The sequence below is a fragment of the Streptomyces sp. NBC_01267 genome, assembly GCF_036241575.1.
Lineage (GTDB): Bacteria > Actinomycetota > Actinomycetes > Streptomycetales > Streptomycetaceae > Streptomyces.
This window is the reverse complement of record NZ_CP108455.1, coordinates 480,545-502,261: the sequence shown is the minus strand read 5'-3', so window position 1 is coordinate 502,261 and position 21,717 is coordinate 480,545. Positions and strand designations below refer to the sequence as shown.

The 21,717-nt window shown below is 71.7% G+C and carries 21 protein-coding genes; 14 read left to right on the top strand and 7 right to left on the bottom strand.

Annotation, left to right across the window (positions count from 1 at the left end; all coding sequences use genetic code 11):
• Positions 1 to 36 precede the first annotated feature (36 nt).
• Positions 37 to 996, top strand: a complete 960-nt coding sequence (locus tag OG709_RS02445; protein WP_329164604.1) for an SDR family oxidoreductase — start codon at positions 37 to 39, stop codon at positions 994 to 996.
• Between the two features lie 265 nt (positions 997 to 1,261).
• Positions 1,262 to 2,080, top strand: coding sequence for an IclR family transcriptional regulator (locus OG709_RS02440; protein WP_250300136.1), 819 nt, complete (start codon positions 1,262 to 1,264; stop codon positions 2,078 to 2,080).
• A gap of 157 nt (positions 2,081 to 2,237) precedes the next feature.
• Here OG709_RS02440 and OG709_RS02435 read toward each other — a convergent pair whose 3' ends face one another.
• A complete protein-coding gene (locus tag OG709_RS02435; protein ID WP_326695396.1) occupies positions 2,238 to 2,825 on the bottom strand; it encodes a flavin reductase family protein in 588 nt (195 codons plus the stop codon).
• 285 nt (positions 2,826 to 3,110) lie between these two features.
• Here OG709_RS02435 and OG709_RS02430 point away from each other — a divergent pair, with 285 nt between their 5' ends.
• From OG709_RS02430 to OG709_RS02390, 9 genes are all read left to right on the top strand, one after another.
• The gene (locus OG709_RS02430; protein WP_329164601.1) at positions 3,111 to 3,983 is read left to right on the top strand and encodes an alpha/beta fold hydrolase; all 873 of its coding nucleotides are present in this window, start codon (positions 3,111 to 3,113) and stop codon (positions 3,981 to 3,983) included.
• Positions 3,980 to 5,686: an FAD-binding protein gene (locus tag OG709_RS02425; RefSeq protein WP_250300128.1), complete on the top strand. Its 1,707-nt coding sequence runs from the start codon at positions 3,980 to 3,982 to the stop codon at positions 5,684 to 5,686. The genes OG709_RS02430 and OG709_RS02425 overlap by 4 nt, the downstream gene beginning before the upstream one ends.
• Positions 5,687 to 5,705: 19 nt before the next feature.
• The gene (locus OG709_RS02420; protein WP_326695400.1) at positions 5,706 to 6,761 is read left to right on the top strand and encodes a ferredoxin--NADP reductase; all 1,056 of its coding nucleotides are present in this window, start codon (positions 5,706 to 5,708) and stop codon (positions 6,759 to 6,761) included.
• A 166-nt stretch (positions 6,762 to 6,927) separates the two neighbouring features.
• Entirely contained in the window at positions 6,928 to 7,713 is a 786-nt protein-coding gene (locus OG709_RS02415; protein WP_250300124.1) for a 2-keto-4-pentenoate hydratase, read from the top strand.
• Between the two features lie 10 nt (positions 7,714 to 7,723).
• Entirely contained in the window at positions 7,724 to 8,626 is a 903-nt protein-coding gene (locus OG709_RS02410; RefSeq protein ID WP_250300122.1) for an acetaldehyde dehydrogenase (acetylating), read from the top strand.
• A 41-nt stretch (positions 8,627 to 8,667) separates the two neighbouring features.
• Entirely contained in the window at positions 8,668 to 9,708 is a 1,041-nt protein-coding gene (dmpG, locus tag OG709_RS02405; protein ID WP_250300120.1) for a 4-hydroxy-2-oxovalerate aldolase, read from the top strand.
• Between the two features lie 53 nt (positions 9,709 to 9,761).
• Positions 9,762 to 10,946 (top strand): acyl-CoA dehydrogenase family protein, encoded by a 1,185-nt coding sequence (locus tag OG709_RS02400; RefSeq protein ID WP_250300119.1) that lies wholly within the window; start codon positions 9,762 to 9,764, stop codon positions 10,944 to 10,946.
• A gap of 88 nt (positions 10,947 to 11,034) precedes the next feature.
• The gene (locus OG709_RS02395) at positions 11,035 to 11,967 is read left to right on the top strand and encodes a VOC family protein (protein WP_250300117.1); all 933 of its coding nucleotides are present in this window, start codon (positions 11,035 to 11,037) and stop codon (positions 11,965 to 11,967) included.
• A gap of 160 nt (positions 11,968 to 12,127) precedes the next feature.
• A complete protein-coding gene (locus tag OG709_RS02390) occupies positions 12,128 to 12,754 on the top strand; it encodes a TetR family transcriptional regulator (protein ID WP_250300115.1) in 627 nt (208 codons plus the stop codon).
• Positions 12,755 to 12,797: 43 nt separating this feature from the next.
• Here OG709_RS02390 and OG709_RS02385 read toward each other — a convergent pair whose 3' ends face one another.
• Both OG709_RS02385 and OG709_RS02380 read right to left on the bottom strand, forming a co-directional pair.
• A complete protein-coding gene (locus OG709_RS02385) occupies positions 12,798 to 13,727 on the bottom strand; it encodes a 3-oxoacyl-ACP reductase (protein ID WP_266644484.1) in 930 nt (309 codons plus the stop codon).
• Between the two features lie 104 nt (positions 13,728 to 13,831).
• Complete coding sequence (locus tag OG709_RS02380) at positions 13,832 to 14,665, bottom strand: SDR family oxidoreductase (RefSeq protein WP_250300110.1); 834 nt, start codon at positions 14,663 to 14,665, stop codon at positions 13,832 to 13,834.
• A 163-nt stretch (positions 14,666 to 14,828) separates the two neighbouring features.
• Here OG709_RS02380 and OG709_RS02375 point away from each other — a divergent pair, with 163 nt between their 5' ends.
• The 3 genes from OG709_RS02375 to OG709_RS02365 all read left to right on the top strand — a co-directional run bounded on the left by OG709_RS02375 (position 14,829) and on the right by OG709_RS02365 (position 18,997).
• On the top strand, positions 14,829 to 16,436 hold the full coding sequence (locus OG709_RS02375; protein WP_250300108.1) for a FadD3 family acyl-CoA ligase: 1,608 nt from the start codon (positions 14,829 to 14,831) through the stop codon (positions 16,434 to 16,436).
• A 157-nt stretch (positions 16,437 to 16,593) separates the two neighbouring features.
• Complete coding sequence (locus tag OG709_RS02370; protein ID WP_266644486.1) at positions 16,594 to 17,220, top strand: TetR family transcriptional regulator; 627 nt, start codon at positions 16,594 to 16,596, stop codon at positions 17,218 to 17,220.
• Positions 17,221 to 17,524: 304 nt separating this feature from the next.
• Positions 17,525 to 18,997: an MFS transporter gene (locus OG709_RS02365; protein ID WP_329164594.1), complete on the top strand. Its 1,473-nt coding sequence runs from the start codon at positions 17,525 to 17,527 to the stop codon at positions 18,995 to 18,997.
• Positions 18,998 to 19,080: 83 nt separating this feature from the next.
• Here OG709_RS02365 and OG709_RS02360 read toward each other — a convergent pair whose 3' ends face one another.
• From OG709_RS02360 to OG709_RS02345, 4 genes are all read right to left on the bottom strand, one after another.
• Entirely contained in the window at positions 19,081 to 19,638 is a 558-nt protein-coding gene (locus OG709_RS02360; RefSeq protein ID WP_326695407.1) for a nuclear transport factor 2 family protein, read from the bottom strand.
• A 16-nt stretch (positions 19,639 to 19,654) separates the two neighbouring features.
• Positions 19,655 to 20,509 (bottom strand): LLM class F420-dependent oxidoreductase, encoded by an 855-nt coding sequence (locus OG709_RS02355; RefSeq protein WP_329164591.1) that lies wholly within the window; start codon positions 20,507 to 20,509, stop codon positions 19,655 to 19,657.
• A 107-nt stretch (positions 20,510 to 20,616) separates the two neighbouring features.
• The gene (locus OG709_RS02350; protein ID WP_329164589.1) at positions 20,617 to 21,408 is read right to left on the bottom strand and encodes an SDR family NAD(P)-dependent oxidoreductase; all 792 of its coding nucleotides are present in this window, start codon (positions 21,406 to 21,408) and stop codon (positions 20,617 to 20,619) included.
• Positions 21,405 to 21,686, bottom strand: coding sequence for a ferredoxin (locus OG709_RS02345; protein WP_250300093.1), 282 nt, complete (start codon positions 21,684 to 21,686; stop codon positions 21,405 to 21,407). Before OG709_RS02345 ends, OG709_RS02350 begins: the two co-directional genes overlap by 4 nt.
• Between the last annotated feature and the right edge of the window lie 31 nt (positions 21,687 to 21,717).

The window sequence follows — 21,717 nt, the reverse complement described above, 5'->3', positions numbered from 1 at the left end:
TCCCGGCTCCCGCAACTGCCGAGAAGGAGAAGTGAGATGACTTCGAGCACCACCGGAAGCGGCACAGGAAACGCCACGGGAAACGGCTCCGGGCTCTGCGCCGGACGCGTCGCCGTCGTCACCGGCGCGGGCCGCGGCCTGGGCCGCGCCCATGCGCACGCCCTGGCGGCGGAGGGCGCGCGGGTCGTCGTCAACGACCTGGGTGTCGGACTCGACGGGGCAGGCGGCTCGGCGGGACCGGCGCAGGACGTGGTCGACGAGATCGTCGCGGCGGGCGGTGAGGCGGTCGCCCACGGCGGCGACATCGCCACCGCGGTCGGCGCGGCCTCCCTGGTCGCCACCGCCGTGGAGACCTTCGGCCGGCTCGACATCCTGGTCAACAACGCCGGGTTCCTGCGCGACAAGATGCTCGTCAACCTCGACGAGGACGCCTGGGACGCGGTGATGCGCGTCCACCTCAAGGGTCACTTCCTGGCGCTCAAGTACGCCGGGGCGCACTGGCGTGCGGAGGCCAAGGCGGGGCGCGCGCCGCAGGCGCGGGTGATCAACACCAGCTCCGGCGCGGGACTGCTGGGGAGCGTGGGGCAGGGCAACTACTCGGCCGCCAAGGCCGGGATCCTGGGGCTGACCCTGGTGGCCGCCGCCGAACTGGGGCGGTACGGGGTCCAGGTCAACGCCATCGCGCCCGCCGCCCGGACCCGGATGACCGAAGAGGTCTTCGCCGAGGCCATGACCGCGTCCGGTGAGGGCGGCTTCGACGCGATGGCGCCGGAGAACGTCTCGCCGCTCGTGGTCTGGCTGGCGTCGGAGGCCGCCGCGGGCGTCACCGGCCGCGTCTTCGAGGCGGAAGCCGGGCGGATCACCGTCATGGAGGGCTGGCGGCCGGGCCCGAGCGCCGACAAGGGGGCGCGCTGGACCCCGGCCGAGGCGGGCGAGGCCGCCCTGGTCCTGCTGGCCGCCGCCGAACTGCCCCAGCCGGTATACGGCGCGCAGTGACCGGCCCACCGTGCGGGCACCCCGGCCCTGGTCCTGCCGGGGTGCCCGCACGGCCCGTGAGCGGGGGTGATCCACGAGCCGGAGCGTCCGGTGTCTTCCCCGGACGGAAGTGTCCTGCTACGTTTTTCAAGAATTCATTTCAGTTCTGTGAACTTCCGTCGCCCTGGCGAAGGACTCGGAGGCTTCGATGCCCCTCGTCGATTCACCCCACCCCGTGTGGGCAACACCTCGACCCTGTGAACTCCCTCCGTCGATGATCGGGCGGATGACCCTGATCATCGACGCGTTCGAAAACCGTTCCTCGCGGCTGACTCTCGAAGAGGTCGCGTACCGCACCCGGCTGCCACGGTCGACCGCGCACCGCATCCTGGACCAGCTCGTCGGCTGCCAGTGGCTGGAACACACCTCGTACGGCTACCGGCTCGGCCCGCGTGCCCTCGGACTCGGCGGCCAGGACGGCAGCCGGGGCGAGATCCGTGAGGCCGCCGCCCCCCTGCTCCACGAACTCCACCTGCGCACCGGCATGGTGGTGCATCTCGCCGTACTCGAAGGTGCCGAGATCGTGTACCTCGACAAGATCGGCGGCCGGTTCGCCAGCGGCCTGCCCTCGCGGGTCGGCGGACACGCGCCCGCCCACGCCACGGGGGTGGGCAAGGCCATGCTCGCCTGGCTCGAACCCGAGCAGGTGGACACCCTCCTGCCCGAGGCGCTGCCCCGGAGTACCGAACGCACCATCACCGGCCTTCCGGCGCTCCGGCAGGAGCTCGACCGGATCAGGCGGCGGCACGGTCTCGCCTTCGACCGGGGAGAGGCGATCCCCGGCGTGTCGTGTGCCGCGGCGCCGCTGCGCGGACCGGAGGGGCCCGTCGCGGCCATCTCCCTCAGCGGTGACGAGCGGACCGCCCGGCTGGAACGGGTGGCCCCCCTCGTGGTCAACGCCGCCCGAGAGGTCTCACGCAGTCTGTTCCCGGAGCGGGAGACCGTACGCCGCAGCAGCCGCGGGCCGCAGATCCCGGAGCGCACCTGGTCGCCGGAGGTCATGGACCGGCTGATCAGCGCGGGCCGGGACGGGGAATGGATCTGACACCGTTCCCGGTGGCGCCGACCGGTCCGGACCGGCGCGTCCGAGCACGGCGGCGCCGCACCGTACACCGGCCCGGGACGGTGGAGCCGCGGGGCCGGCCGCCCCGGGCCCAGCGGCTGTCGGGTGGCCGCCCGGTCGCGGGCCACCCGCCGGGCTCTCAGCCCCAGCGGTCGCCCGGCCCCCAGACCGGCGGCAGCGCCGGGCCGGTCCCCGCGCCCTGCGGCGCGGTGTCCCGGCCGAGGTCGAACCCTCCGCGGTAGAAGATCATCGGCGGTTCCTCGCCCGGCGTGTCCAGTTCCAGCACCCGGCCGAGCACCACGTCGTGGTCACCGGCCGCCCGGACCGAGTCGACCGACGCGTGCACCCGCAACAGCACGCCGGGCAGGGCGGGCGCCCCCCAGCGCGACAACCGCCAGTCCAGGCCGTCGAACTTCCTGCCCCGGCTGGAGCCGAAGCGTGCGCACACCTCGGTCTGGTGTGCGGCCAGCACATTCACACAGAACCGGCCCGTGGCGCGGATCCGCGGCCAGGCCCGGCCGCGGTGGTCCGCGCAGAAGAGAACGAGCGGCGGCTCAAGGGAAACCGACGCGAAGGACTGGCAGGCGAAACCGGCCGGTCCTTCCTCGTCGTGGCCCGTGACCACCGTGACGCCGCTGGCGAACCGGCCCATGGCCGTGCGCAGTTCGGCGGGGCTCGGCGTACGGACGTCCGCGGGAGCCGTGCGGGAGAGCGCCTCGGCCGGCATACGGGACACCTCCGATCGTGAGCGGGCCACCGGCCGGACACCGGTGACATCGGCGACGACCGTAGGACCGGGCCCCGGGAGAGCAGGGAGGGATCCCGCTCAGTGGAACGGCGCCGGGGCCGGTGCCCTGGATCCCGCTGATCGGGACGTGACCCACGGCGCCGGGCCCGGCGGCCTACGGTCCTGGCGACGGGCACCCACCGCACCCGAACCCCACCTCAGCCCGCTCGAACCTCACCGCACCCGAACCTCACTCCACCCGAACCACCCCGACCGAGGCGGACGATGACCACTGATACGAGTTACCGGGCCACCCTGCGCGAACTGGCCACCGACGGCGGCGTCCTGCGCTACCACGAGGCCGGGGAGGGCCCGCCACTGCTGCTGTTGCACGGGTCGGGGCCCGGGGTGACCGGCTGGCGCAACTACCGTGGCAACCTCGGCTTCTTCGCGGAGCACTTCCGCTGCCTGATCCTGGAATTCCCCGGCTTCGGGGTCAGCGACCCCGCCGACGGGCCTCCCATGGTGACCGCGCAGCAGAGCGTGGAACGCTTCCTGGACGGGCTCGGGCTGGACCGCGTACACGTCATCGGCAACTCGATGGGCGGGATCGTCGCCACCCGGTTCGCGATCGCCCACCCCGAGCGGGTCGAGAAGCTCGTCACCATCGGCGGCGTCGGCAAGAACATCTTCAGCCCGGGGCCGGGCGAAGGCATCAGGCTGCTCATGGACTTCACCGAGAACCCCACCCGGGAGGCCCTGGTGCGGTGGCTCCTCTCGATGGTGCACGACCCGGCGCTGGTCACCGAGGAACTTATCGAGGAACGCTGGACGCAGGCCACCGACCCGGCCACGCTGGCGAGCGCCCGGCAGATGTACGGCAGGGCCGCGTTCGCCGGACAGGCTGCCGCAGCCGCGGCCTCGGACACCGCCCCGTACTGGGCCCAGTTGCACAAGGTGCAGGCACCCACCCTGCTGACCTGGGGGCGCGACGACCGGGTCAGCCCCGTCGACATGGCGCTGCTGCCGATGCGCACCCTGCCGCGTGGCGAACTGCACGTCTTCCCGGACTGCGGCCACTGGGTGATGATCGAACAGAAAGCCGCGTTCGAGAGCGCGGTGCTCGCGTTCCTCACGCGCGAAGGGAGCGCACGATGACCGCGGACGCCACGCGCGCCACGAACCCGGCCGCCGGATCCGACGGCTGGGACCAGCAGGTCGACTTCCTGATCGTCGGCAGCGGAGGCGGTGGCATGGCCGCCGCGCTGAGCGCGGCCGACGCCGGCCTGGACACCCTGATCGTCGAGAAGGGCCGTACGTTCGGCGGCTCCACCGCCATCTCCGGCGGCGGTATCTGGATCCCCAACAACCCGACCCTGCGCCGCAAGGGAGTCGTCGACGACCGCGAATCCATCCTGCGCTACCTCGGCGCCCTCACCGAGGGCGAGGTGCCGCAGGCGCGGCTCGACGCCTATGTCGACCAGGGCGCCCCGCTGATGGACCTGCTCGACCGCAGCCCGCACCTGCGCTTCTTCTGGGTCAAGGGCTACTCCGACTACCACCCGGAGAAGAGCGGCGGACGTCCGCTGGGCCGCACCATCGAGGCGCTGCCCTTCGACACCCGCAGGCTCGGCGCGGACGAGGAGTACCAGCGGCCCAACAGCCTCAAGGGGCCGCTCGGCCTCTGGGTGACGTCGAAGGACTACCACGACCTCGCCATGGTCAAGCGGACCTGGAAGGGCCGCCGTGCCTCCCTGGTCGCGGCCTGGCGGGTCTCCTCCAACGTGGTCCGCCGACGGCACATGGCCACCGGAGGGCGCGCCCTGGTGGCCCGGCTGCGCATGGCGCTGAAGGACCACGACATCCCGCTGTGGCTGCGGTCCCCGATGCGCTCCCTGGTGACCGATGCCGACGGTACGGTCACCGGGGCGGTCGTGGAACACCAGGGCCGGACCGTACGGATCCGCGCCCGCCGGGGTGTCCTGCTCGCCACCGGCGGGTTCGACCACCACACGGGCCTGCGTGAACGCCACCTGCCCGCGGGCGGCCGGGAGGACGTCAGCGCCGGCGCCCAGGAGAACGTCGGGGACGGCATCATCGCGGGCCAGCAGGCCGGAGCGGCCGTCGACCTGATGGACGACGCGTGGTGGATGCCGTCGGTCAAGCACCCGTCCGGCGTGGTGATCCCGCTGGTCTCGGAGCGCTGCATACCGCCGTCCGTCATCGTGTCCGGGGCGGGGGAGCGGTTCACCAACGAGTCGGCGCCCTATGTCAACTTCGTGCACGATCAGCTCGACGGCGGCCACGTCCCCGCCTGGTTCGTCATGGACGCCAAGGCCCGATCCCGCTACCCCTTCGCCCAGGTCCTGCCGGGCGTCCCCTTCCCGCAGGGTTTCTACGACAGCGGAGTCGTCCACCGGGCCGACACCCTGGCCGGGCTGGCGGAGCGCATCGGCGTACCGGCCGACGCCCTGACCCGTACCGTCCAGCGGTTCAACGGCTTCGCCCGCGCGGGCCGGGACGAGGACTTCGGCCGGGGGGACAGCGCGTACGACCGCTACTACGGCGACCCCACCCTGAAGAACCCCAATCTCGACGAGATCGACCGGGGCCCCTTCTACGCCGTCCGTATCGAGGTCGGCGACCTCGGCACCAAGGGCGGTCTCGTCTGTGACGAGCACAGCCGGGTGCTGCGCGCCGACCACAGCGCGATCCCCGGTCTGTACGCCACCGGGAACACCTCCGCCTCCGTCATGGGCCGTGAGTACGCGGGGGCGGGCGCGACGATCGGCCCGGCCATGGTGTTCGGCCACATCGCCGCGCGGCACGCGGCCCGCGCCACGCCGACGCATCCGGCGTAGGACTCCAGGAGACCGACCGATGTCACACCCCCGCCCGCTCCGTGTCCGGGTCGTCGAGATGCTCGCCGAGACCCCGGACGCGTACTCACTCGTTCTCGAACCGGCCCCCGGCGACGCCGGACGGTTCGCCTACAGTCCCGGCCAGTTCCTCACCGTCCGGATACCGGAGGCCGGTGGCGGGACCGGCAGCGTGGCGCGCTGCTACTCGCTCGCCAGCTCTCCCGTCCTCGGCGAGAAGCCGAGGATCACCGTCAAGCGAACCCGGGGCGGCCACGGATCCAACTGGATCTGCGACACCGTCCGGGAGGGCTGCACGCTGGAAGTCCTGCGCCCCGCCGGTACGTTCACCCCGGCATCGCTGGACACCGACTTCGTCCTGTTCGCCGGGGGCAGCGGCATCACGCCGGTCATGTCGATCCTCAAATCGGCGCTGCACGCCGGTTCGGGCACCGTGACGCTCGTCTACGCCAACCGGGACGAGGGCTCGGTGATCTACCGCGACGAGCTCATCGCGCTCGCCCGGGAGTACCCCCGGCGGCTGCACGTCGTGCACTGGCTGGAGTCGGTCCAGGGCCTGCCCACCGAAGCCGGACTGCGCCAACTCGCCCTGTCCCGCACGGCCGGGGAGGCCTTCGTCTGCGGACCCGGCCCCTTCATGGACGCCGTGGTGGCGGTGCTCACCGGGCTCGGCATGCCGGCGGAGCGGGTGCACGTCGAACGGTTCTCCTCCCTGGCGGGAGACCCGTTCGCAGGACCGGAGCCCACCGGTCCGGCGGCGTCCGAGGATCCGGCGGGCCCCGCGGGCACCGCCGAGGTCCGGCTCGACGGCGAGACCCGCACGGTACCCCTGCCTCCGGGAACCAGACTGCTGGACGCCCTGCTGGCGGCCGGTCTGGACGCGCCGTTCTCCTGCCGGGAGGGCTCGTGCAGTGCCTGCGCCTGCCGGCTCCTGGCCGGTGAGGTCGCCATGGAACGCAACGAGGTACTGGAACAGGCCGACCTCGACGAGGGCTACATCCTCGCCTGCCAGTCCACCGCGCTCACCGAACGGCTCTCGGTCAGCTATGACGCGTAGCGCCTGATCCGGACGACAGGCTCCGGGCCCCGGCGCGATTCCCACTCAGCGGGAGCGGGCTCCTGCGACCGCACGGGGACTGCAACCTTTCCCGTGTCCCCACGGCCCGTACCCACGTACCCCGGTCCTCGCTCTTCCCTTCCCGATTCGGTTCCAGGAGGTCCCGATGCTCGATGCGGCGCAACGTGCCGAAGCCGCAGACCTGTTGTGGGCGGCACAGCGGGACCGCTCCCCGGTCTCCCCGCTGACCGACAGCTACCCCGGCATCGACGTGGTCGACGCCTACGAGATCCAACTGGCCAACATCCGCCGCCAACTCGCCGACGGCGCCACGGTGCGCGGTCACAAGGTCGGGCTCTCCTCGGAGGTCATGCAGCAGATGATGGGGGTGGACGAACCGGACTACGGCCATCTGCTCTCCGGCATGGTGCTGTCCGAGGACGTGCCGGTGGAGACCGGCGACTACTGCTACCCCCGGGTCGAGGTGGAGGTCGGGTTCCTGCTGGGCGCCGCCCTGCCCGGTGAGGGCTGTACGACGGCGGACGTACTCGCCGCCACGGAGTACGTCGTACCGAGCATCGAGCTGATCGACAGCCGGATCAAGGACTGGCGGATCGGACTCCCGGACACGGTCGCCGACAACGCCTCCTCCGCCGGGGTGGTGCTCGGCGCCGCGCGGGTCCGGCCGTCGGACCTGGACCTCGCCGACATACCCGCCGTACTGCACCGCCGCGGCCAGGAGGCCGCCCGCGGCAACACCGGCGCGGTCCTGGGCGACCCCACCACCGCCGTCGCCTGGCTGGCCCGCAAGGTCGCCGCGTTCGGCGTGCGGCTGGAGGCCGGTCACCTCGTCCTGCCCGGTTCGTGCACCCGGGCGGTCGACGTCCGCCCCGGGGACGACTTCCATGCCGAGTTCGGCGGACTCGGCTCCGTGTCCGTCATCTTCCAGTGAGGCGAGAGCAGTGACCAAGGCCAGTGCAGCCATTGTCGGTTCCGGGAACATCGGCACCGATCTGATGTACAAGTTGCTCCGCTCGGACGCCATCGAGCCCCGCTGGATGATCGGCGTCGACGCGGACAGCCCCGGACTGAAACGTGCGGCCGACCACGGCCTGACCACCGGCTCCACGGGGGTCGGCCCGCTGCTGGAACAGGACGAACTCCCCGACATCGTCTTCGAGGCGACCTCCGCCCACGTCCACCGGGCCAACGCCCCGCGCTACGCCGAACTGGGCATCCAGGCCGTCGATCTGACGCCCGCGGCCATCGGCCCGGCCGTGGTGCCGGCCGTCAACCAGGGCGAGCACCTGGAGGCCCCGAACGTCAGCCTCATCACCTGCGGGGGCCAGGCGACCATCCCGATCGTGCACGCCGTGTCCCGGGTGACCGAGGTGGCGTACGCCGAGATCGTGGCGAGCGTCGCGTCGCCGTCGGCGGGGCCGGGCACCCGGCAGAACATCGACGAGTTCACCCACGCCACCAGCCGGGGCATCGAGCGGATCGGCGGCGCCCGCAAGGGCAAAGCCATCATCATCCTCAACCCGGCCGAACCGCCCATGCTCATGCGGGACACGGTGTTCTGCTCGCTCCCGGCCGACGCGGACCGCTCGGCCGTCTCCGCCTCCGTCCACCGGATGGTGGCCGACGTGGCCGCGTACGTCCCCGGCTACCGGCTGCGCGCCGAGCCGCAGTTCGACGATCCCGGCCCCGGCAGCGGCGGGTTCGCCCGTGTCGCGGTCTTCCTGGAGGTCGAGGGCGCCGGTGACTTCCTGCCGCCGTACTCCGGGAACCTCGACATCATGACCGCCGCCGCCACCAGGGTCGGCGAGGGCTTCGCCCGGCAGATCACCACGGGCCGGGCCTGACCGGCCCCGGGCCCCCACCTCTTCGAGGGAGACACCTTCACATGCCCTACAGCGCAGACCTCGACATCCGGGTCACCGACTCCTCGCTGCGGGACGGCTCGCACGCCAAGCAGCACCAGTTCACCGTCGAGCACGTCCGCTCGATCGTGGCGGCTCTCGACGACGCGGGAGTGCCCGTCATCGAGGTCACCCACGGCGACGGACTCGGCGGATCGTCCTTCAACTACGGCTTCAGCCACACCCCCGAGCAGGAACTGATCAAGGCCGCGGTGGAGACCGCCACCCGGGCCCGGATCGCCTTCCTCATGCTGCCCGGACTGGGCGTACAGGACGACATCCGGAGCGCGGCCGACAACGGCGCGGCCATCTGCCGCATCGCCACCCACTGCACCGAGGCGGACATCTCCGTCCAGCACTTCGGACTGGCCCGCGAACTCGGCCTGGAGACCGTGGGTTTCCTGATGATGTCGCACAGCAGTCCGCCGGAGGCCCTGGCGACGCAGGCCCGCATCATGGCCGACGCGGGCTGCCAGTGCGTCTACATCGTGGACTCGGCCGGGGCACTGGTGCTGGAGCAGACCAGTGACCGGGTGGCGGCCCTGGTCGCCGAGCTCGGCGCGGACGCCCAGGTGGGATTCCACGGACACGAGAACCTCGGGCTGGGAGTGGCCAACTCCGTACTCGCCGTACGGGCCGGCGCCCTCCAGATCGACGGCTCGACCCGGCGGTTCGGGGCCGGTGCGGGCAACACCCCGGTCGAGGCCTTCGCGGCCGTCGCGGAGAAGCTCGGCATCCGGACCGGCATCGACACCCTGAAGATCATCGACGCGGCGGAGGACGTGGTCCGTCCCGTGATGGACGGCGAGTGCCTGCTCGACCGGCTCTCCCTGACCATGGGCTACGCGGGGGTGTACTCCAGCTTCCTCAAGCACGCGGACCGGCAGGCCCGGCGCTACGGGGTGTCCGGCGCGGAGATCCTCATCGAGGCCGGACGGCGCGAACTCGTCGGCGGCCAGGAGGACCAGCTGATCGAGATCGCCGTCGGTCTGGCGGCGAAGAACAAGGCAGCCGTCGGCGCCTGAGCAGTCCCCCCGGTCCGACAGGGCCGCAGCGCAGCAGAGGAATTGAGGAAGAGATGGCCGACACCGCACTCGACAGGATCATGGCCAGGGCGGACGAGCTCCGCGAACTCGGCCCGCGCAACGAGGCCCGGGGCAGGCTCACCGACCGGACGGCCGAACTGCTCCGCGAGGCCGGAACCATGCGGATGCTCCAGCCGAAGACGCACGGAGGCCTGGAGGCACACCCGCGTGAGTTCGCCGAGACCGTGATGGCGGTCGCCGCACTGGACGGCGCCACCGGCTGGGTCAGCGGCGTGGTGGGGGTGCACCCGTGGGAGATGGCCTTCGCCGACCCGAAGGTCCAGGAGGAGGTCTGGGGCGAGGACCAGGACACCTGGATCGCCTCCCCGTACGCCCCGATGGGTGTGGCCAGGCCGGTCGACGGCGGCTATCTCTTCAGCGGGCACTGGCAGTTCTCCTCCGGGACCGACCACTGCCGGTGGATCTTTCTGGGCGGCTTCCTGGGGGACGCCGACGGCACCCCCGTATCGCCCCCGCAGTCGCTGCACCTGATCCTGCCCCGCTCCGACTACGAGATCATCGAGGACTCGTGGGACGTCGTCGGGCTGCGCGGCACCGGCAGCAAGGACGTCGTCGTCACGGACGCGTTCGTCCCCGACCACCGGGTCATCCCGTACAACAAGGTGGTCGACGGCACCGCCGCCAAGGAAGCGGGCCTGACCAACCCCGCCTACCATCTGCCGTTCTCCTGCGCCTTCCCGCTGGGCATCACCTCCGCGGTCATCGGCATCGCCGAGGGCGCACTCGCCCACCACGTGGAGTACCAGCGCCACCGCACCACGGTGACCGGCACCAGGATCAAGGACGACCCGCACGCCCTGTACGCGCTCAGCGAGGCCACCGCCGAGATCGGCGCGGCCCGCACCGCCCTGCTCGACAACGTCTCCCGGATGTACGACACCGTCGAGGCCGGACGGGAAGTGACCTTCGGGGACCGGGCGGCGGGCCGGCGCATCCAGGTCGGGGCGGCCTGGCGAGCGGTCCGTGCGATGGACGAGATCGTCGCCCGCTCCGGGGGCAACGCCATGCGCATGGACAACCCCTTGCAGCGCTTCTGGCGCGACGCGCACACCGGCCTCGCGCACGCCATCCACGTACCCGGTTCGGTGTTCCACGCCTCGGCGCTCACCGACCTGGGCATCGAGCCGCCGCAGGGGCCGATGCGCTCGATGATCTGACACCCGTGCCCCGGGCCCGCAAGGGCCCGCACCGGGCCGGCCCGACCCGCCCGGACCCGTTCCGACCTGACGATGGAGCCGACGACAGATGGCTGAGATCCGCGCACTGGGATACCTCGTGGTCCGCACCCGACACCTCGACCGCTGGCGTGAACTGGCCGTCGACGCACTCGGGTTCGCCGAGGGGAAGGGGCCCGACCCCGAAGGGCTGTACCTGCGCATGGACGAGCGCAGGGCCCGGCTGACCCTGCTCCCCGGCGACAGCGACCGGGTGGAGGCCGTGGGCTGGGAGGTGCGCGACCAGTTCGCACTCGCCCGGGTACGGCACGCCGTCGAGGCCTCCGGCACAGCGGTGAAGGAGCTCTCCCCGGACCGGACGTCGGAGCGGGGTGTGGAGGAGGCCATTGCCTTCACCGACCCCGGGGGCACCCCGCTCGAAGTCTTCTACGCGCCGGTACTCGACCACAGCCCCCTGCTCACGGGCGCGGGCCAGCGGTTCGTCACGGGGGGCGCCGGCATGGGACATGTCGTACTGCCCACGACCCGGATGGACGAGACGGTCACCTTCTACACCGAGGTCCTGGACTTCCTGCCGCGCGGCGCGATGCGGCTCGGCGGCCCGGTCACCGACCCGCCGCGCCGGGTGCGTTTCCTGGGCGTCAACGAGCGCCACCACAGCCTGGCGGTCGTTCCCGCGCCGCACGGCGAAGCGCCCGGCCTGGTGCACCTGATGGTCGAGGCGGACAGCCTCGACGCCGTCGGGATCGCCCTCGACCGGGTGCATCAGCACGGCTTCCCGCTGTCCTCGACCCTCGGCCGGCACACCAACGACAAGATGGTGTCCTTCTACGTCCGGGCGCCCGGCGGCTGGGACGTCGAGTACGGCAGTGAGGGGATGCTCGTCGACGAGACCCACTACACGGCCGAGGAGATCACCGCCGACAGCTACTGGGGCCACGACTGGTCCGGCACCCAGCCGCTGGCCGCCTTCGCCCCGCTGCCCGCGGGAGAGGAGCGCTGACCCGAAGGCCCCTACGACGCCGTGTGCCTGTGCCGTGCGCGAGGTGACGGCGTATCGGCACGGGGCCGGTGTGCTCGTGACCGGCTGATGCCGCTCACCCAGGACGGCCGGGACGGTGAAGAAGTCCCGGCCGTCCTGAATCCGAGGAACGGGGAAGCCAGTGCCCAGAGTTGCGGAGAACCGCCCGGCGGCGGAGCCCAGCTCGCCGGACCAGCGGGCCCGGCGGCTGCGTCTGCTGGAGGCGGCTGCCCAGCTGGCCGCCGTGAACGGACTGGAGCGGGTCCAGATGCACGAGGTGGCCCGGCAGGCCCGCGTCGCCATCGGGACCCTCTACCGGTATTTCCCGTCCAAGACGCACTTGTTCGTCGGAGTGATGGCCGATCAGGTGGGACGCCTCGGCGACACCTTCGCCCAGCGGCGGCCCGTCGCCGGACTGCCGTCCCACGAGGCCGCGTTCGGTGTCCTCCAGCAGGCCAGCCGTGCACTGCTGCGCCGCCCCGAGCTGGCCAACGCGATGCTCACCTCGGCCACCAACGCCGATGCCGGGAAGGTGCCCGGGGTGGCCGCGATCGACAGCGGCATCCGTGCCGTCATCCTGGACGTGATCGGTCTGGAACATCCCACCCCCGAGGACCTGACCCGCGTCCGGCTGCTGCTCCAACTCTGGTACGGAGTACTTCAGTCGGGCCTGCAGGGGCGGATCTCGATGCCGGAGGTGGAGTCGGATCTACGGCTGGGCTGCCGGATGCTGCTCGCCGGGATGTCGCCTCCCGCGCCCGCGCCGTGATTCTCCGGATTCCCCGCCCGCCGGCGGGGAATCCGGAGAGGTCTCAGTTCGCGGCGCTCTGCACACCGGTGGTGTCGAGGTCGGCCACGCTGTATGCCGCGTACGACTGGTAAGGACTGCGGCCCTTGAAGTACGGGGTCAGTTGCTGGTCCAGTTCGTCGGGGGTGAACGCCGGGCCCGTGGTGCGGAACTGCCGCTCCACCTGGGGTGCGGCCATCAGCGCCACCATGTCGCCGTAGACCACGAAGACCTGGCCGTTGATCTCCGCCGCCGCAGGTGACGCCAGGTAGCCGACGAACGTGCCGATCCGCTCCGGGGCCAGGATGTCCAGCTCACCCGCGCCGTCGGCCGCCTCGCCGAAGACGTGCTCGGTCATGCCGGTACGGGCCCGCGGGCAGATGGCGTTGGCCCGCACGCCGTACCGGCTCAGCCCCTGGGCGGTGGAGAGGGTCAGCGCGACGATGCCGGCTTTGGCGGCCGAGTAGTTGGGCTGGCCCGCGGCGCCGAACAGGAACGCTTCCGACGAGGTGTTGACGACCCGTCCGTAGACCGGACCGCCGGTGGCCTTGCTGAGGGCGCGCCAGTGGACGGCGGCGGCCCGTGAGACCGACGCGTGTCCCTTCAGGTGGACACGGATGACGTCGTCCCAGGCGGTCTCGGTCAGGTTGAAGAGCATCATGTCGCGCAGTACGCCTGCGTTGTTGACGAGGATGTCCAGGCTGCCGTACCGGGTGACTGCCTTCTCCACCAGCCGTTCGCCCAGTGACCAGTCACCCACGTCGCCGACGACGGCCGTGGCCTGTCCGCCCCCGCTGATGATCTCGTCGACCACGGCCTGGGCGGCGGGGCCCACGTCGTTGACGACGACCCTGGCCCCGGCCGCGGCCAGGGCCAGCGCCTCGGCGCGGCCGACGCCCGCACCAGCGCCGGTGACGACGGCCGTCCGGCCGTCCAGGCTGACTGCTTCATGCATGGCTTCGCTCCTCGTTGCACGACGGTCCCGGCACGGGGGACCCGGACACCTACCAAGCTAGTATGAATTCTAATTCTGCGACAGGGGGTGGCGGGACGCCACGCTCAGCGGTCCAGGGTCGTGGCACCTTCCACGGTCCTGGACTCCGGTCCGTGCGCCCGCGCTCCGTCCTGCACGGCGAGATAGCGCGCGGGGAACTCGCCGCCCCCGTGGACCGCCAGATCCGCGCCGTTCACGTACGACGCCAGGCCGCTCGCGAGGTAGAGGCACGCACCCGCCACGTCCCCGGGGGCGGCCATCCGGCTCATCGGGATCGTCCTGGCCACGGCCGCTCCGCCGTCGTCTCCGTAGACGGCCGCCGCGTTCTCGGTGCGGATCAGTCCGGTGGTGATGTGGTTGACCCGGACCCGGGGTGCCCACTCCAGGGCCAGGGCGCGGGTCAGGCCCAGCAGTCCGGCCTTGGCCGCGGAGTACGCGGCCGTGCCCGGCTGCGGGTCGTGCCCCGAGACGCTGCCGATGTTGATGACCGAACCGCCGCTCTCCTGCGGCTGCATGACCCGGTTGGCGGCCTGCGCCGTGTAGAAGGGGGCCAGCAGGTTGAGGGCGACGATCTTCTCGACGAACCGCGGCGAGACCGTGGCGGCGTCGGCGTCGGGCGAGCCGCCCGCGTTGTTGACGAGCACGTCCAGTCGGCCGAAGCTAGCCGCCGCATGCTCGACGAGACCGCTCGCCGCGGCGGGATCGCGGACATCGGCGGCGAGGAAGTGCGCGGTCCGGCCGCCCGCCGTGGGCAGGGCGAGGGGCTCGCCGCGACCGCAGACCAGGACGTCCGCCCCGGCTCCGAGGAACGCCTCGGCGATGGCGAAGCCGATGCCCTTGGTGCCTCCCGTGACGACGACCGCCCGTCCGGTGAAGTCCACCGGATTGCTGATGCTCATGCGTTGCCTTCCGTGGCGTCCGGGTCCGGACGCCACGGAAGGCGGCCGGGTGTCGAGCAAACCTACCAAGCGTTTGGTAGGTGGACTAGAGTGCGCTGAATGCGGAAGTGCAATGAATTCCGATGCATGCGTGGATGAGCCGATGAGTGGATGAGGAGTCCCCATGACCCAGGACGGCCCGGTCCGTACCGTTCCCCGTGTTCTCGCCGCCACGGCGCAGCGACACCCCGACACGGAGGCGCTGGTCGACGGCGCGGTCCGGCTGACGTACCGCGAACTCGCCGCGCAGGTACGGCGGGCCACGGCGGCGGCCATGGCGTCCGGCATCGCCCCGGGCGACCGGGTGGCGATCTGGGCGCCCAACGGGCACCGGTGGGTGGTGGCCGCCCTCGGCGCGCTCGGCGCGGGCGCCGTGCTGGTACCCGTCAACACCCGCTACAAGGGGGAGGAGGCCGCCTGGCTGCTGGCCAGGAGCAAGGCCCGGACGCTCTTCGTGGACAACGGGTTCCTCGGCCACGACTACCTGGACATGCTGCGGGACAGTGGCGCGTCCGCCCCCGGAACGCCGGCCGCCGGACGCCCGGTCCCCGCGCTGCCGGACCTGCTCGACGTCGTACTCATCGGCGGCGCCGAGGTCACCGGCGCGCGGACCTGGCCGGAGTTCCTCGCCGCGGGCGGGGACATTCCCGACGCGGCGGCCGACCGCCGCGCCGCCGAGGTCGGTGAGGAGGACGTCTGCGACATGTTCTTCACCTCGGGCACCACCGGCCGGCCCAAGGGCGCACTCACCGCGCACGGGCAGAACATCCGCGCCTACCAGGCGTGGAGCGAACGGGCCGGACTGCGCCACGGCGACCGCTATCTCATCGTCAACCCGCTGTTCCACACCTTCGGTTACAAGGCGGGGGTGCTCGCCTGTCTGCTCAGGGCGGCCACCATGGTCCTCCAGCCGGTGTTCGAGGTCCGGGAGACGCTGCGGCTGGTGAGCGAGGAGCAGGTGAGCGTGCTGCCGGGCCCGCCCGCCGTCTACACGTCGATCCTCGACCATCCCGACCGGCACGCCTACGACATCACGTCGCTGCGCCTCGCGGTGACCGGCGCCGCCGTGGTCCCGGTCGCACTCGTCGAGCGCATGCGGGACGAACTGCACCTGACCGTACTGACCGCGTACGGCCTCACCGAGGCCTGCGGCATGGTCTCCATGTGTACGGTCGCCGACGACACCCGGACCGTCGCCACGACCTCCGGCCGCGCCGTGGACGGCGTCGCACTCCAGGTCGTCGACCCGGCGGGAGCACCGCTCGGGCCGGGCGGGACCGGTGAGATCGTGGTGGGCGGGTACAACGTGATGCGCGGCTACTTCGAGGACCCGGCGGCCACCGCCGAGGCCGTCGACGCCCAGGGCCGGCTGCACACCGGAGACGTCGGGCACCTCGACGCGCACGGCAACCTGACGATCACCGACCGGCTCAAGGACATGTTCCTGGTCGGCGGGTTCAACGTGTACCCCGCCGAGATCGAGCAACTCCTCACCAGGCACCGGCAGATCTCCGAGGCCGCGGTCGTCGGGATACCGGACCCCCGGCTGGGCGAGGTGGGCCGGGCCTATGTCACCGCCCGGCCGGGGGAGCGCCCCGACCCCGGCGAGGTGATCGCCTTCTGCCGGGGGCGGCTGGCCAACTTCAAGGTGCCGCGCGACGTGGTGGTCGTGGACCGGCTGCCGCGCAACGCGGTCGGCAAGGTGCTCAAGAGCGCGCTCGACCGGAGCTGACCGGATCCGGGGGCAGGGCGCGCGCGGGATCGGGTGCGGGGGCCGGGTTCGGGGCTCGCGTCCGGATGGTGTGCGGACCCCTGGGGTGCGGGTGTGGGCCCGGCGCCGCCGGGCTGGGTATCCTCGGGCCGGTCGGACCATGACAGGTGGAGGAACGGTGCCCAGAGTCGCAGCGGGCAGAGCCGCGGTCGAACCGAGCTCGGTCGAGCAGCGGGCCCGGCACATCCGGATCCTGGACGCCGCGGAGGAACTCGCCACCGAGAAGGACCTCGACCGTGTCCAGATGCACGAGGTGGCCAAGCGGGCCGGGGTGGCGATCGGGACGCTCTACCGTTACTTCCCCTCCAAGATCCACCTGTTCGTCGGTGTGATGGCGCACCAGGTGGACCGGATGAGCGAAGGCATCGCCAGGCGTCCGCGCGGCAAGGCCGACGCCGCGGAACGCGTCTTCGACGTACTGGTCCGTGCCAACCGGTCGCTGCTGAGCAAGCCGGCCCTGGCGAAGGCCATGATCCAGTCCTCGAACGCGGCCAACGCCGCCGTCGTGACGGACGTCGCGCGGATCGACGCGACCTTCCGTGACGTGCTGCTGGCCGCGGCCGGGGTGGACCGGCCCACCGCCGACGACCTCGCGGTCGTCCGCCTGCTGCTCCAGGTGTGGTTCGGCATCCTGCAGTCCAGCCTGAACGGCCGCATCTCCATGCCGGATGCCGAGGCGGATCTGCGGCTCGCCTGCACCCTGCTGCTCCGGGGCATGTCACCCGGCGGCCACGCATCCGGCTGACCCGGCGTTCCCCCGCTCCTGGAATTCCGTGGCCCTGGCATGCCTGCAATGCATTAACTAGATTGAATTCTAGTTATGTTCTGCACGTCGAGTGTTCCTGAATAACCGATCTGACCCCGTTTTGCACCTCGTGTTGCCGGGATATCGGTCCATTCTCTTGACCGCTTGATGGGTCGCTGGTGAAATCAATTACAGGCCAGCCGGACGTTCGATTCCGGCTCACCGAGACGTCACGGTTCCGATGAACCGGCCTCGGCCTGGCCGTATCTCACTCCTCCTCATGCGCAAGGCCGGGAGTCTCACCATGAATCAGATACCTATGCCGACGGGCGAGGCCGAACGGCCTCCGCTCTCCCGCGGACGTTCCGTCCTTCTGCTCCTCGTGATTGTTCTGCTGGTCGAGATCGTCCCGCTCACCTACACGCTGGTGACACCGGCGCTGACGCAGATCGCCGAGGAATTCAGTACCACCCAGGTCGCCTGGGTGATCACTCTCACCACGCTGGTGGGCGCCGCCGCGACACCGGTCGTGGGCAAGCTCGGCGACGTCCACGGCAAGAAGCGGGTGTTGCTGGCCGTCTCGGTGGTCTTCGTGGCCGGCTCGCTGCTCGCCGCGCTCGCCCCGGACTTCCCCCTGCTGCTCACGGGCCGGGCGCTCCAGGGGATCGGGCTGCCGGTCATGGTGCTCGCGTACGGGCTGGTGCGGGACATCTTCCGGCCCAAGCTCGTCGCGGTGGCGCTGGGCCTCGTCTCCACCGGTATGGGAATCAGCGCGGTCATCGGCCCGGTGGTCGGCGGATATCTCATCGACCACTTCGGCTACACCGGCCTCTTCTGGTTCCAGGTCGTCCATGCGCTGATCGCCCTGACCCTGGTGGCCGTGCTGCTGCCGGAGAGCGCTCTGCGTGCCCGCGCCCGGCTCGACTGGGCGGGCGCGGGACTGCTGTCGCTCGGCGCCACCGTGCTGCTGCTCGGGCTGAGCGAGTCCAAGGACTGGGGATTCACCTCCGGCCGGACCCTGGTGTGCGTGATCGGCGGTGTCGTCGTCCTGGCCGTCTGGCTGACCCACGAACGCCGCCTGCCGGAGCCGCTGATCGACCTCGCACTGCTGAAGCAGCGACCGGTGGCGATGGCCCTGACGGCCAGCGCCGTCGTACAGATCGCCTTCGTCGGACAGTCGATGCTCGTCCCGATGCTGGTGATGATGCCCGAGTCCGCGGGTCTCGGGTACGGATTCGGCTCCAGCGCGCTCGGGGTGGCGCGTTTCATGCTGCCGCTCGGCATCGTGGCCATGATCTCGGGTCCCCTGGCGGGCCACGCGTCCAGGCGGTTCGGTGCCCGGCCCGCCCTGATGTTCGGCGGTGTCGCGGTGGCCGGGGGAGCGGTACTGCTGGCCGTGCGGCACGACACCGTTCCCCAGATGATGATCGCGATGGTCGTCTTCGGGATCGGCCTGGGCACTTCCTCGTCCGCGCTGCCCAACCTGCTGGTGCAGCACGTGCCGGCCCAGGTGCAGGGCATCGCGGGCGGCATGCTCAATCTGACCGGTTCCCTCGGCAGCGCCTTCGGTACGCAGATGCTCGTGGTCATACTCGCGGCGCCGGGCGTCGTGACGGCCGGGAGGAGCACGATGTACCCCGAATCCGGTTTCGTCGCCGCCTTCCTGACGATGGCCGCGGTGGGTCTGTGTGCCGCGATCGCGGCCACCTTCGCCGGTCCACGGGAAGGCGCGGGGGCGGCCGTGCGGAGCGTCCCCGCGGGCCAGGCCGTGCACTGACCGGCAGCGCGGACCGGAACGCACAGCGGTGTGCCGGGAGGGAATCGCTTCCCTCCCGGCACACCGCCGCGTCTTCTGGACGGTCAGGCCCCGGACTCGAAACCCGACGCGAGCAGCCGGGGCGACTCGGGGCGCCCGTCCAGCACGCGGTTGGTCCGGTACGTCACCAGCCAACCGGCCGAACTCCTGTGCAGCCGCCAGTGGTTGGCGGTCGCCCGGTGGACCGTGAAGCCGCTCTCGCCGTGCACGACCATCAGCGAATGGCAGACCGCCACCGCCTCGTCACCGGTCACCGTCACCCGGGGCGGCCCCACGACATGCGCGCAGCCGCCGGAGATCCACTGTCCGTGCCGTTCGGAACCCACCATCGCGGCGATCTCGGCGCGGCCCGTCATCAGCCACCCCTCGACGTCGTACACGCCGTCCGGCTCCCAGAGGGCGGCCACCGAATCGGCCTCCGCGCTGTCGGCCAGCGGCCCGTACGAGGCGATCAGCCGGGTGATCTCCCGTTCGTCCTCCAACTGCGCGAGGCGTTCCTCGACGGCGGCGAGGCGCCGCGCGATCCCGTCCGCGCCCTGCGTACCGGCTGCGCCGTCCCGGCCAGGCGCACCGGTGCCGTCGTTCCCGTGCATCACTGTCATCTCGGCCTCCCGGCTGTCAGTCGGCCTTCCCGGCCAGCGCCCACAGTGCTTCGAGCTGTTCGCAGTAGTGGGTGGCCGAGCGCGCGTCGATGGCGGTGCTCACCACGGTGGCCCCGGCCTCCCGTACCCGCCGCAGGGCACGTCCGGTGGCCTCCGGGTCCCCGGAGGGGTCGGTCCGCCCCGCGGAGAGCACCACGTCGAAGTTCTCGGGGAGTTCCGCGGCGGCCAGCATCTCGGCCAGCCGGTCCACCGGCAGCCCGAAGGGCACCCACCCGTCGCCGTACTCCACGGCCCGGCGCAGCGACCGGGCGGTGCGCCCGCCGATCCACAACGGCACCTGGGGCTGGACGGCGTGCGGGTCGACGACGAAGCCCTCGAAGTCGTAGAACGCGCCGTGGTATTCGGGTTCGCGCCGGGACAGCGAAGCGCGCAGCGCGGCGAGCGCGTCGTCGGCGCGCGCCCCGCGCCCCTCGAACGGGGCGTCCAGCAGGGCGAATTCCTCCGCCAGACTGCCGACACCGAGGCCGAGTACGAGCCTGCCGCCGCTGACCCGGTCGAGCGTGCCGTACCGCTTGGCGATCTCCAGCGGGTGGTGGTAGCCGAGGACGAGGACCTGGGTGGCCAGCCGGATCCGCTCGGTGTGCGCGGCGAGATGGCCGAGGGTCGCGAGCGGATCCCAGTAGGTGCCGCCCCGTTGCTCGGCGACATCGGCCGGGACGGCGACATGTTCGCTGCAGGTGAGGTGATGGAAACCGAGCCCGTCGGCGGTGCGTGCGATCCGGGCGAGTTCCTCGATGCCGGCGGAGCGTTCCCACTCCGCGTGCGCGCCGGGGACCCGGGTCACGACGGGGCTGACAATACCGATGCGCATCGGCGCACCTTTCGTTACGGAGATGACTTACGGAGAAGGCTTACGGAGAAGGCTTGTTCGGGAGGTCCGCGGAGCGGAGGTACGAGCGCCGCCGCAGCGGGGCGGGTTCAGGTACGGCGGAGCAGCCGCTTCGACGCCTCGTGCGCCCCCGCCACCAGGGCGGCCCGGTCCGGGCCGCCGCGCTGCGCGGCGGTCGCCTCGTTGCCGCCCGCGATCCGCACCGGCCCCTCGTGGAGATGGTCGAGCCCTTCCCGCGCCACGTCCTCGGGGTCGGCGACCCGCAGCCCCGGAAGGTCGAAGTCCAGTCCGGCACGGACCATGGCGGGGGTCCGGGTGACGCCGAGCACCAGCTCCAGCACCTGGATGTCGTACTCCCTGAGTTCCAGCCACAGCCCTTCCGCGAAGATCCTTCCGAACGCCTTCGCGGCGGAGTAGATGCTCATGTGCGCCTGGCCCATGTACCCGGCGAGCGAACCGACGAGCAGGATGCCACCCCGGCGCCGCTCCTTCATCAGGGCGCCGAAATGGTGGGTGAGCCGGAGCTGCGCGGTGATGTTCAGGTCGATGACGCCCTGTACCCCGTCGAGGTCGCCGGTGACGAACTCGTGGCCGTAACTGTTGGCGCCCGCGTTGAAGACCAGCAGCCCGACCTCAAGTCCGTCGGTGACCGCGCGGACCGCTCCCAGTGCGTCCGGGGCGAGGAGGTCGAGTTCCAGCGTGCGGACCTCGACGCCCTTCGCGCGTACCTGCTCCGCGGTGTCATGGAGCGGTCCGGGCTTCCTGGCGATCAGCACCAGGTTGAGACCGGCGTCGGCCAACTGGTGGGCGAAGGCGGATCCCACCCCCTCGGATCCGCCCGCGACGACCGCCCACGGTCCGTACGTGCCCCTGTCGATCACGGAGTGCTCCTCTCGCCGTCTGCCTGGTCGTCCGCGTCGTTCTCTGCTGCGTCTTCCGTCCGCGGGTCCGGTACCTCGATGGCGCCGGTCAGCGCCGCCTGCCGGACGCTGTCACGCAGCGACCGGCAGGTCTCGAGCCGCCCGGCGTCCGTCGCGGCGGCCGGCCGCTCCGCGCACGCGGACATGGCGGCGCCGTCCCACTGGATGCTGGTCTGGTGCCAACTGCTCTTGCGGACCAGCACGGTGGCCTCGCACCGCAGGCACGCCACCGGTCGCATGGGCGCGTCCAGCAGGCGGTTGTCCCGCGGC